The sequence below is a fragment of the Pseudobdellovibrionaceae bacterium genome (assembly GCA_020635075.1).
In the GTDB taxonomy this organism is placed as follows: domain Bacteria; phylum Bdellovibrionota; class Bdellovibrionia; order Bdellovibrionales; family UBA1609; genus JADZEO01.
Genome location: JACKAM010000001.1, coordinates 127,440 through 139,386 on the forward strand (window position 1 = coordinate 127,440; position 11,947 = coordinate 139,386).

Annotated in this window: 8 protein-coding genes; 3 read left to right on the forward strand and 5 right to left on the reverse strand. The window is 50.2% G+C overall.

What is annotated here, in order from left to right; all coding sequences use genetic code 11:
* Positions 1-114 precede the first annotated feature (114 nt).
* The 5 genes from H6624_00555 to H6624_00575 all read right to left on the reverse strand — a co-directional run bounded on the left by H6624_00555 (position 115) and on the right by H6624_00575 (position 9,690).
* On the reverse strand, positions 115-2,916 hold the full coding sequence (locus H6624_00555; protein MCB9082798.1) for a BamA/TamA family outer membrane protein: 2,802 nt from the start codon (positions 2,914-2,916) through the stop codon (positions 115-117).
* Between the two features lie 5 nt (positions 2,917-2,921).
* A complete protein-coding gene (locus H6624_00560) occupies positions 2,922-6,896 on the reverse strand; it encodes a translocation/assembly module TamB domain-containing protein (GenBank protein MCB9082799.1) in 3,975 nt (1,324 codons plus the stop codon).
* Positions 6,896-7,948: a hypothetical protein gene (locus H6624_00565; protein ID MCB9082800.1), complete on the reverse strand. Its 1,053-nt coding sequence runs from the start codon at positions 7,946-7,948 to the stop codon at positions 6,896-6,898. Before H6624_00565 ends, H6624_00560 begins: the two co-directional genes overlap by 1 nt.
* Positions 7,949-8,152: 204 nt before the next feature.
* On the reverse strand, positions 8,153-8,716 hold the full coding sequence (gene efp / locus H6624_00570; GenBank protein ID MCB9082801.1) for an elongation factor P: 564 nt from the start codon (positions 8,714-8,716) through the stop codon (positions 8,153-8,155).
* A 116-nt stretch (positions 8,717-8,832) separates the two neighbouring features.
* Entirely contained in the window at positions 8,833-9,690 is an 858-nt protein-coding gene (locus H6624_00575; protein MCB9082802.1) for a hypothetical protein, read from the reverse strand.
* 89 nt (positions 9,691-9,779) lie between these two features.
* On the opposite strand from H6624_00575, the gene ruvC reads away from it, so the two are divergent.
* From ruvC to ruvB, 3 genes are read left to right on the forward strand one after another with little or no spacing between them, the layout of a single operon-like run.
* Positions 9,780-10,292, forward strand: coding sequence for a crossover junction endodeoxyribonuclease RuvC (gene ruvC / locus H6624_00580; protein ID MCB9082803.1), 513 nt, complete (start codon positions 9,780-9,782; stop codon positions 10,290-10,292).
* A complete protein-coding gene (ruvA, locus tag H6624_00585; GenBank protein ID MCB9082804.1) occupies positions 10,289-10,867 on the forward strand; it encodes a Holliday junction branch migration protein RuvA in 579 nt (192 codons plus the stop codon). Before ruvC ends, ruvA begins: the two co-directional genes overlap by 4 nt.
* 55 nt (positions 10,868-10,922) lie before the next feature.
* Positions 10,923-11,945 carry a Holliday junction branch migration DNA helicase RuvB gene (gene ruvB, locus H6624_00590; GenBank protein MCB9082805.1) on the forward strand — a complete coding sequence of 341 codons (1,023 nt, stop codon included), beginning with the start codon at positions 10,923-10,925 and terminating at the stop codon, positions 11,943-11,945.
* Positions 11,946-11,947: the final 2 nt, after the last annotated feature.

Genomic DNA, 11,947 nt, shown 5'->3' on the forward strand with positions numbered 1-11,947 from the left:
CTGCTTGAACAGGTTAACCGATCTCTAAAAAAAGCGTAACTATTGGCTTTCAGGCCTTTGACAAAATGGTCTTCAGTCGCCGGACCCAGCAGATAGATTGTCTTAGCCTGCCTACTAAAAGGTGCCGATAAAGAAGTGAACCCGCCACGGATCTTCGTTGCGATCCTTCTTGCGGTCCAGCTTGAATCCCATATCGATGCTGACGGGTCCGACCGGGGTATTGAAGCGGACGCCAAAGCCTGCCGAGTGGCGATAGGGTTTTTCAAATTTGTGCCCAGTGACCTGTACCAAGCCACCGTCATAGAACAAGACCCCTCCAACAATCCCGTAGATGGGGTAGCGGAATTCACTGCGAATCAAATAGTAGTGACTATCCTGGTCCACGACCACTTCGTTGTTAGCAAACTCATAGGCGTTGGGAATGCGTTCCGCGGCTCCAGAACCGCTAAATCCACGGATCGAGCTTGTTCCACCCAAAAAGAAAATGTGCGAGTCAGGCACGCTACTTCCCTGCAAGTCACTTAGGTTGGCCACGTACCCGCCGCGCAATTGATTGGCCCAAACCAGGTGGGGAGAGCCCAAATTCCACAAATAGGTGTAGCTGGCCTCGGACTTTACGAATTCAACGTTACTAGAAGAACCTAGGCTTGGATCCGAGTAAAACAAACTCCAGCGCAGGTGAGAGCCCTTGGTGGGGAGAAAGGGATTGTCTCGGAAGTCCACGTCGATGGTGGGTCCGATGGTGGCGATCTGATCCAGCTCACTTTTACATTTAATGGCCGTGGCGTCGTCACACTTTCCAGCCACGCCAAAGGTTTTGACCGAATCGATACTCCACAGCCTCCAGGTGAGTTTGGTTTGTGAGGTCAGATCCCTCTCCAGCAGAAGATCAAGTCGGCTGCTGTCGGTCACCTCAATCAAATTGTTTTCGCTGTCGAAGTCAGTAACCAACTGTTGACGGGTTCCATTGACACGTCCTCGGGTCCGCGAGTTCCAGAAAAAGGGTCGAAAATATCCGGCGGTCACTCGGTGAGTGAGGTACTTCACTTCTGTTGGGTTGTAACCAAGTTCCACCCGGCCCGAGATACCCTGAGCTGTGCCGCCAATGTTGTTATAGGAAAAGGCGGTGAATTGGCGCAAAGTGAGTTCCCGTTCACTATCGGCTCCCACACCGATTTTAAACAGACCTGGGTCTCTCTCGGAAACAGTGATGCGAACTGTTCTCTGGGAGACCTTGGTTCCCTCTTCTACGGTGGTGATGCCAACCTGGGAAAAAATGCCCATCCGGTTCAGACGTACCCGCGATTCCTCAATTTTTTCCGGAGTCAGCACGTCGCCAATGGCAAAATCAATCTCGCGCAAAACCACGAAGTCCTTAGTGAAGGTGTTCCCCTCAATGGCTATGGAGGACACAATGACCTTTGGTCCCTCTACGATTTCAAAGGTGATATTGGCCTGGGTGCCGCGATCGTTGTAGTCGACCAGTTGGTCATCTAGGTTTTTGATGTGCATTTCCAGATAACCGCGGTCGCGATAAAAGGCTTTGAGTTGTACAATGCTCTGTTCAAGATCAGAAAGTTTAAGTGGGGCATTGACCTTGATCTTTACGACGCTGGCCAGTTCCAGCTCAGTAAAGGCCGTAGCACCTTTAAAAGAGATCTTTCTTACCTGGGTCAGGGGCCCTTCGTCCATGACCAGGCGAACCCGTGCCTCCGACTTCCTATTGACATACTCTGTCCGCAGGGACTGGATTTTGGCCTTCAGGTAGCCTTGATTGCGCAAATTATTGAGCAGGTTCTGGTGCCCGGCCTCGATGTCCTTACGGTTGTAAAGACCCTTTCTGATCAGATCCGAGGAATTGTCCCTGATGAACCGAGAGTAGTATTTGGATGGGCGGGAAATACGGCCCGTCACCTCAAAAACCCCAATTTTGACGAGAGGCCCCTCACTGATATAGATCTTCACTGCGCGGGTAAAGTTCTTGGGATCCTCCACCACATCTGATTTGATTTGAATGTGGGCAAACCCGGTTTGTAGGTACTTCTGCCTTACTTTGTCAGTGACTTCAATCACTGGGTCTCCTGAACTCAAAGTCACTTCATCGAGATTGATGGCACGAAAGAGATCAAAAACCGAAAGTTGGTCGTTACCATAAAAGAAATGGTCATACCTGAAAGGCTCTTTGACGGCGTATTTTAAGCGGGCTTCCGTCCGATCGGGATTGTACAAAATCTCCGGAGTGCCAATTGTAGATTGGAGAAACCGGTCACGCTTAAGGACCTCCTCGATAGCCTTTTGGATCTCCTGAAACATCCCGGTAGTGAGGGGATCCTTGTAGAACTTGCGCGTGCGCCTTTGCAGGCGCTCGTTTAGGACCTTATTGGGGGACATGAACTCAATGCCAAAGATCCGGCAAGGAGCCTTTTCATCAATTTCAAAGTGGATCTCCACCTGGTTTTCGCCGGAGTTAATAAATTTTACTTCCACCACCGTGTTGTAGTAGCCGCTCTCGCCATAGAACTCCTTTAGGCGTTCCCCGGCCTCCATGATGGTTTTTCGTTCAAATCGATCACCTGGTTTGAGGGCCAGAAGATCCCTGATCGCGGCCGTAGATGTGATGTTATGGCCGTGAATCTCCACTGCGGAGATCCGCCTAAGAGTTTGTACATCTACAATAATGTTGCCATTGGTCTGTTGGTAGGCAGTGATCTTCTCAAAAGTTCCGGCCTTCATCAACTGTCGAACGATTTCATCGATTTCAGAGAGGGAGGAGGTCTTGTCAAATAGTTGAGGGTACTTCTTGCGAACGGAGGAGACCACCGACTCGGAGGCGCCCTGTATCTTAAGAACTTGGGACTGGGCTTGGTGAGTCCATGAGAGAGTAATCATGAAAATCAGGTACAGCAGACGATGCATGTTGCCTATTTAAACTCCACCCTATACTCCAAATCAATTCCCACCTTGTCAGCGGCCGTATCCTTGACCTCGGGGGTTCCTTCTTTGTTTTCCCAGGTGCCAAATACGGAGAAGTTACGATTAAATTTGTACTCAACCTTGGCATTGTTGGTGGGACTGGTCTCCACCGTGCGACTCGCGGAGACGCCAAGCTTGGGATTGAATTGCTTTTTCAAGGTCAAGTTGGGAACCACCGTGCCATCGGCACCCGTGGCTCCTGAGACATCAACCTCGACGCCAGTGAGTTTATTGATGTTGCCTAATGGCTTCTGGAGGAGCGCTGAACCAATTTGCAATGTGGTCTGGGTGGCGAGCTCATTCGCGTCGAAGGGTTTTTCTTCGGCATTGGGAGCAATTCCCAGCGCCAATAGACTGATGATCTCGGACTCTGTCAGCGGGGGTTGACTGGTCAGATTGATCTTTGGATCTTTGGCCTTGCCTTGGATGAGCAGGCTGATGTCATACTCGTCTTTGACCCGGGCGTTGGCGGTGAGGAAGATCGTGGGGTTTTCAGTCTCCTCTCCATTAAATTCAATTCGACCAGTAGTGACGTCAAAAGGGGTCTCTCTAAAGAAGACTTTTCCGTCTTTAACCAGACTCAGCTGACCGAGAAGTTGGGGGGAGTCGACTCGACCTTTCACCTTAAGGCTACCACTCACCTGGCTATCAACGATTGAGTTTTTGACCAAAATGGGCCTTTGGAGGTTAACACGCCAATCAAGCACCACCGGTTGGAAGGTGTCCCGAAGGAGAAAATCGGGAAGAAAGCTAGAGGGCTTGATCTTTCCGGGGCCGCCAGATGTGTCACCTAATTCCATGGTGACATCGCCATAGGTGACATTGAGCTCACCACCGAGTGTATAGGGGAACCAATCGCCTTTGACAAAAAAGTTCCCGGACCCCTTAGTCCTGACGCCCTTTGGGACTTCAAGACTGATGTCTTTAAATTGTCCTTTGATGTTAATTGGAATTTCATTGAATTTGTTGATGCGAATTTTACCATCGGCTGTAAACGGGCCTCCGCCCAAGCTCCCATTTGCGGCATTAATGAGAATGTTTTTGTGACTGAACAACAAATCAGCTCGAACCTGCTCCACAGCTTCCGGAAAGTTTTTAATCCGCACAAGACCATTGTCAATAAAGGCCGACCCCAGGAGTTCTGGATCCTCAATTTTGCCCTTGAGCTGGCCGGAAACCGACAGAGTCCCTCTGAGGTCAGTAAGAAAGGGGGTAAACAGTAAACCCAAGCTCATGTCCACCTTGCCGTTAACATTCACATTGAGGCTATCTATGGATGAGTCTTTGGCCAAAAGAGTGATGTAGGTGCTATGCCCAACCAGATTGAAGTTCTCCGAATTAACCACTCCATCTTTGACGTTAAGAGCAATAGGTTTCGGCGCCGCCATGCTCACTGCACCTCGGCGAATTAGAACGTCATCAATTTTGACTGACCCTGTGCTTTTGAATATGCCGCCTCTGTCTGCACGAAGATCCACTGTGGAAGTGAGGCGGGCCTCAAAGTCCTTTTTGTTGGCCATGCCCGAGAAGACATTGAAGAGTTGTGTAAAATTAAGAGCTTTGGTTTCCACAAACAGGCGAAAGGGAGCATCGTCTGTAATTGGCAGGATAAAGTTGGTTTTAATCAGGTCTCCCATAAAGTTCCCGCCACCTTGAATGGTCTGGGAAGTAAACTTCATCTTGAAGTTGGAATCCTCATAGGGGCGGTCAGCAACCACCAAGCGGGATAGGCGGCCGTGCAAGTCGGTTTTTGGATGTCTGATTGGGCCTCTGAGTGAGGTGGTGAAGTCGAGAATACCTGTCATGTTAAGATCGAGCTTTTCCAGGTTTTCTGACTGCTCAAGCCGCAAATCCCGGCCGAGCAGCACCAAATCCAAGTGACCACCAGAACTGAGGCTGCCGTTAACCGTCACTCGGCTGGAAGATTTGGAGAGGTGGATATTGTCCGATCTGATATTTCCGTCTCGGGCGTGAGCGTGGACGATCAGTTCGTCAAAAGATTCATGGGCCAAGCTGCCACGGTAAAAGGAGCTTTTGAGGTCAAAGTTGAGGCGGTTCAGAACGAGTGGCCCCCACACCTTCACTTCGCCCGAGCCGGTTCCTGATACCGGGAGAGGCAATAGGTAGTGGCGTCCCAAAAGTGTTCGCATATCCTCTAGGTCGGCGTAGGGAAATTTGCCCGTGATGTACAGACGTCTTTTGGGAAGGTTGATGGACAGATTACCCGAGTAACGGGAGGTCTGAAAAAGACCCTTCATCTTGCGAAAAGTGAGAACACCCTCTTTGTAGCGCATTTCTGACTCGATTCGACCAAGGCCAAAATCCCCGAGCCACATGTTATTGCCTTCGATGTCCATTTTGATGGTCGCGTGCTTGCTGTTGCCTTCCGTGTTGCCTTTGACTTGACCTGTTCCTTCAAGTTTGAGTTTGGCCAAATTCTTGACATCTTTGAAATCGAGATGGTCGCCTATGTAATTGATGTTGAACCCAGTCTTAAAGCCAATGATGCCATCCGACTTTCCTTTACTGTTCTCACCCACCTGCAAATCGGCTTTGTAGGTGACTTTTTCCGCATCAACAGACACCTCGCCCTGGGCATTAAACTTTTCAATATCGACGATAGGGAAACGATCTTCTCCACCTGAGTGAACGCTTAGGTTGGAACCAAAGAGCTGCCCTTTGCAATCGACTTTGAATGGTTTAAATTGTCCAGCGCAGGGGAGGCTGCCGGCAATGTCCAAATGTAATGGAGTTTCAGGAACAGTCACGTTCATGAGCAGTTGACGCAGTTCCAGTTGTTCGGCTGCTAGGGTGGTGGAGAATTTCCATTCGTCCTTACGCTCTATCTTGCTGTTATGCAAATGGATGCGTCCTGCAGAATTGCTTAGGCTCAACCGTTTGAGTTGAATATTCTCCTGGGAGACCACCCCTTCGGATTCCAGGGCGCCAATGACAAATTTATCGATCATGACATCACGGGTGCGGGTGCGGAACAAGATATCGGGATAGCGGTCGACTTCCCACTTAAGTTCTAAATCGACATCTGCTGAACCCTTAAGCTCAGGAAGCTTGGTTTTTTCCAGATAACCCTGGGCGAGGAGTCTGAGTTCAGGAAGACTAAAGTGTGTTCGGCTATTCAACTTCCCAGTGCGCAGGCCGCCTGTAAGTAGTTCTCCTTTCAGATAACCCGAGGCGACGAGAAAGGAGGATTGTTTTTTCACCTTGAGAGCTGAGACCTGCAGGCTTTCATCGTCAATCAGAAAGCGGGTTTCAAAACTGAGGTCAAGTGGGGGGAGGTCGGCCTTCTCCATACGCACCGAAGACAGGTTGGCGTCGAGGAGAAAAGCATCAAAGCGATTTTCAATTTCGAGATTTGCATCTTTGAGCCTCAGAAAGAGACTTTCATTTTCGGCTTCGGCCACCAGGTTGAGTCCGGTAATTCTGAGACTATCAAGCGGAATTCCATAGAATGACTTGAGGCGGACATTGGATGGTTCCTTAGGGGGTTGTGGGCCAACCACTGGCTCGCCCTTGGTTAGCAGGCGAGGAACCTTTAGATGAATGTGGGGTTTGATTAGCTCCACCTCAGACAGGCGCAGGTGACCGCGGAACAAGGCCAACCAATTGATACTCAATTCAAGAGCATCAAGAGAGGATGGAGATACGGCGTGATCAATCGGAGCCTTTGGTAAGATCCGGATCTCAGAAAAGCGGATGCGGGGTGGGAGAATCTGGATTTCCACCGTCTGCGGCCACAGGCGAAGAGGGAGATGGCGTTGGGATTGTTCCTCAATCTCCACCATGAGCCATGATTTTAGGCGTGGCAGATGGTACTTGTAGGAAAAACCCAAAGTGAAGGCCAGACCACCAAAGGCGGTTAGCGCCAGAAAGGTCCTTTTCCACTTTTCCCAGAAGTCAGCCATTAACCGATCCCTCCGGCCCACTCGTGAATGAGAGTTTTGGCCGACCGGTAGTTAGGACGGACGTTGACGATGCTTTGTAGAATCTCCAGCGCCTGCGAGTTCTGACCCAAACCGTGCAAAGCCCGGGCACGGATATAGGCGGCACCAAATGTGGTCTCCGGATCGTCAGCGTAGGCGAGTTCCACCCGATCGACAGCAGCCAGGCACTCCACGAATCGGCGACACTCAATGAGCAAATCAAGAATGAGCCAGTCCTTTTGTGTGGAACTGGGTGCTAGGTGCAGGATGGTCAAGGCCTGTGGGAATGCTTCTATGAAATAAAAAAACAGGCAAAGGGAATAGGCCAACGCAGGTCTGTTTTTGCTAATCTTCTCGGCTTCCTCTAGCCACAGAGCAAGGAGTTCTTCCTCTTTCTGGGTCCACTTAATCGCCCCTTTTATGAGGGCTTCAATATTGATGTAGCCTTGTCGTTGGCTGGCCAGTACGTTTCGCGCCCATCGCTCTTGGAACTCCAAGTGGTGAGCCTGGATTTCACTGTCCTCAGGGAACATGCGCATGAGCAGGGAAAGGACTTTCTCCTCCTCTTCAATCATGCGGTGATTGGAGAGAAATCCCAACTTTTCCTTAAGGACCTCTTTCTTGCGATCTAAATCATCACGGAGTCGTTCCTGCAGCTCTTCCCGCAAAGGCTTAAAGCGGCCGTCATAGTCATCCCAGCCACGGGATTGAATTAGGTTCTCCAGCATTCCCTGTTCTAAGGCCCCAGTGAAAAGAGCGTCCATCACTTCTTTGGTAGGTCTGATTTTATTTCGTGCAAACACTTCGACCAAGGCCCCCCAAGGCAGAGGTTTGCCGGTCTTAATTCGTGTTTGCAGCGGTTTGATCATGGAACGAAAGCGACCTGAATGAATCAAGAAATTGAAAAGGCTCAGTTCCTCTTCGATACGCAAATCTGGTTCTGCCAGTTTTCCAGCAAGAATCTCAGCCACCTTTTCCGGGTTGGACCAGCGCTTGAGTAATTGACTGATTTCACGTTCGGTTTTGGGATCCAAGAAGAAGCCTCCACAGCCGCTGCTTCTATATTATCAATCCCCATGGACCCCAGGACGAGGCCTGACTTTGAGCATTAAGCCCTTGCGATGATTTTATTTTCAAGGATTTTACCTAAGGCCATCAGCATCCTTTTTTGGGGAACATTATGCCCAGTCCCTCGGCCGGAAGTGGGCATTTATTGCCGAGCCTTAGGTGTTGTCAATCTACTCGTTCACTCGACCAACATACTCGCCACTGCGAGTGTCGATTTTCAAGGTGTCCCCTTCATTAATGTGCAGAGGAACCTGAACCACATAGCCAGTTTCCAGGGTGGCCGGCTTAAATGTATTCGTGACGGTGTTGCCTTTTAATCCGGGATCAGTCTGAGTAACTCTTAGAACAACGGAGTTGGGAAGTTCTACGCCAACAGCACGGTCATTGTAGATACAAACATTGACTTCCATGTTCTCGATTAAAAAATGAACCGCATCCCCTAGGACTTCTTCACTGAGAGAAAACTGCTCAAAAGAAGTCTGGTCCATAAAGTTAAAGCCGGTCTCGTCCTTGTAAAGGAAGTTCATATTTTGATAGTGGACATCTGGGACCGGAAATTTTTCACCTGATTTAATTGTGCGCTCTAAATTGGAGTCGTTGATCAGGTGCTTGAGTTTGGTACGGGTGAATTGATTTCCCTTACCCGGCTTCACGTGTTGAAAATCAGTAATAACGTAGGGTTCGTTATCAATGAGAATCTTAAGGCCCTTTTTAAATTCGCTGGTCGATACCATTCTTTCCACCTTTTGTTGTGAGGCTCCGTTTTAATTGAAGCGGCGTCCGATGTAAACAAAAGAGGAGAGTGAGTGAGGATCGACGCTTTGCCCCCTTAAATCAGCGATATTGTGGGTTATTTTGAGCTTCGCGTGACCCGAACATGATTAAAGTGGCTGAGGAGTTTTTTCAGGTACTGAACTTTGTTCTCTTTGGCCTGGTCCTCGCGACTGAGGGGTGGCTGGCCTTTCTTTGGTTCGGCCTCCTGTTCGGCTTCAGTTGCTAGGTGGCGCTGGTTGAGCAGGCGAAAACGTTTAATGATTTCCGGATGCTGACCAAACTGTCTTTCAGCTTCCTCCATGGCTTCCTGCGCCCGATCCACATCATTGCGAACCAAAAAGGCATCTGCCAGGGAAATCAATCGTTCAAGGCTCTTGGATTGTTTGGTACTGAGTTGCTGCTCATCTGCCTGGCTGGGTTCGGGATTGAGTGAAATGCGAGTTTCCTCACTCATCCCATCCCATTGCCGGACGGTTTCCCTTAAGGGCTGCATGGCAAAAACATCGGGTTCATATTCGTCGGCGGTTAGGCTTTCCAGTTTGCGCACTGCTTTTTGCGCTCGTTGGTTCTCTGGCTGGAGAAACAGGAGCATCTTATAGGCCTTGAGCGCACCTTTTGGGTCCTTCTGTTTGAGCAATAGGTCGGCCAAGGTTGATTGGGCCATGATATTTTCCGGAGCCAGGTCCGCCGCCTTTTGCAGGGCTATGGTTGCTTCTTGCAGCCGATTGAGATCCAAAAGGATCTTTCCTAACGCGACATGTCCGCCGGCAAAGGTGGGATGGATACTCACTCCGGATTCGGCGATTTCCAGAGCCTCGTTGGTTAGGCCCATCTTGCGGTAGGCTTCTGCCAAGGGAGCAAATATCTTGGATTTCGGATTTTGCTCGTAGAGCAGCTGGTAGCGCTCAATAAATTCCGGGTTGATCTCGTCCATGCCTTATCTTGGCACCGCCACCTCGGGGTTGCAACACTTGAGGGCTTGTCGTTTAATGGGACTATCAACTTCGAGGGGGACGACGGCCAATGGGAATCATCTTGGGTTTGGACCCTGGCAGCCAGTACACCGGATATGGAATCCTCAAATCTCATCAGGATAAGATCGAGTATTTAAGTCATGGAGTCCTCCAGCTGGGTGGGCGGGCCTCGTTTGCCGCTCGGCTCCATGAGTTATCTGGTCAGCTGGGGAGAGTGATGGAGCAGTGGCGGCCCACAGATGTGGTGGTCGAAAAAGTCTTTCTTGGCCCCAACGTGGACAGTGCTTTTAAGCTCGGACATGCAAGGGGGGTTTGTCTCGCCATGACGGCTCAGTTTGGTTGTCAACTCCACGAGATGGCTCCCCGCGCAGTCAAAAAAGCCGTGACCGGGTATGGGGCTGCCAGTAAGGATCAGGTGGCTCTGGCGGTTTCCAGTTGGTTACGGCTGGATACCACTGGCATTCGTCACGATGCCACAGATGCCCTAGCTTTGGCCGTTGCCCGCGCTTTGGTGAATGAGAGTGAAACTCGCCTTAAACAAATGATGATGGAGAATCCATGATAGGCTACCTCAAAGGTGAAGTGAAGTTTCAGGATGGGGAAACTTTGATCCTGGAAGTTCAGGGTGTCGGCTACGAAGTTCACTGTTCACAAAACACTTTGGACGAGGCCATGGCACAAATCGGGGTCATCCAGTTGTGGATCTACACCCATGTGCGCGAAGATGTTTTCCAGTTGTTTGGCTTTTCCCGTCCGGCGGAGAAACAGCTGTTCTTGTCCCTGACAAAAGTTAATGGCATTGGTCCCAAGCTGGCCTTAAAAATTCTAAGTGGAGCACCTCTGGATCATGTTATCCGCATGATTGAGGACGGGGATGTGAAGGGTCTTTCGCGACTGCCGAAGGTAGGCAAAAAGACCGCCGAGCAAATGATCCTCACGCTCAAAGGTAAGCTGGTGCTAGCGGAAGAGGAAAGACATTCGCCTAAGATTGGCCCACGTGAGGAAATCATATCAGCCCTGGTGAATTTGGGCTTCCGTTTGAATGAAGTGGAGAAGGCCATAGACAAGGTCGATCCCAAGCTGGATGTTCCAGCCGGTATTCGTGAGGGCCTGCGGGTCTTGTCCAGTCATTTTTAGATTTGGATTTCAATGATTGAATTCGAATTTTCGTGTGAACACAAAGGAGTGAACTTTGGATATTGATCAGGATCGCATCATTAACGGCTTGCCCAAAGAGGAAGACAAACCTTTGGATCGCGCTTTGCGGCCGACCTGTTTTGAAGAATTTCCTGGTCAAACCAAGGTCAAAGACAAGCTCAAGGTCTTTGTCGAGGCAGCCAAGCTGCGAGGCGAGCCATTGGATCACACTTTGCTCTGTGGACCTCCCGGACTGGGAAAGACCACTTTGGCTCATATCATCGCTCACAGCTTGGGTGTGGAGATTCGCTGCACCAGTGGGCCGGCGCTTCACCGCAAAGGGGATTTGGCAGCCATCCTCACCAGTCTTCGCCCGAACTCCCTGTTTTTTATTGATGAGATCCATCGCCTTAATCGGGATGTGGAAGAGTATTTGTATTCGGCCATGGAAGACTATCACCTGGACATTATTTCCGGTGAGGGTTTGGGGGCGCGGACCATGCGTTTTCAGTTGGCTCCATTTACTTTGGTGGGGGCCACCACTCGAGCCGGTCTTTTGAAGGCGCCCTTCCGCGATCGCTTTGGGATTTTAGAGCGACTGAGTTTTTATGATCGTGAAGCTCTCCAGGAGATTCTCTACCGTTCGGCGGATCTATTGGGAATAAGGCTCGATCAGAAAGGGGCAGTGGAAATCGCCCGTCGCTCCCGGGGAACTCCGCGTGTGGCCAACCGATTGTTGAAGCGAGTGAGGGATTACGCTCAGGTCAAGGGCGATGGGGTGATTCATGGGGATCTAGCCTCCTATGCCTTGGATCAACTGGAAGTGGATCAGTTGGGCTTGGACAACATGGATCGGCGGATTTTACATTTGATTCATCACAAGTTTGAAGGTGGCCCGGTGGGAATTGACACCATGGCGGCAGCTTTGTCGGAAGAACCCGACACTCTCGAAGAAGTGTACGAACCATTTTTGATTCAAGAAGGTTTACTGCAGAAGACCCCTCGCGGGCGGGTGATCACCACCACATCCAAAGAGCACTTGCAGACCTTGGCCGATAAAGGCATTGATTTCGCTTAAAT

What these genes read in the sequence shown, in the direction of transcription:
- efp (MCB9082801.1), bottom strand. Translation starts at nt 8,716, where the DNA reads ATGGTATCGACCAGCGAATTTAAAAAGGGCCTTAAGATTCTCATTGAT.
- H6624_00575 (MCB9082802.1), bottom strand. Translation starts at nt 9,690, where the DNA reads ATGGACGAGATCAACCCGGAATTTATTGAGCGCTACCAGCTGCTCTAC.
- H6624_00560 (MCB9082799.1), bottom strand. Translation starts at nt 6,896, where the DNA reads ATGGCTGACTTCTGGGAAAAGTGGAAAAGGACCTTTCTGGCGCTAACC.
- ruvC (MCB9082803.1), top strand. Translation starts at nt 9,780, where the DNA reads ATGGGAATCATCTTGGGTTTGGACCCTGGCAGCCAGTACACCGGATAT.
- ruvA (MCB9082804.1), top strand. Translation starts at nt 10,289, where the DNA reads ATGATAGGCTACCTCAAAGGTGAAGTGAAGTTTCAGGATGGGGAAACT.
- H6624_00555 (MCB9082798.1), bottom strand. Translation starts at nt 2,916, where the DNA reads ATGCATCGTCTGCTGTACCTGATTTTCATGATTACTCTCTCATGGACT.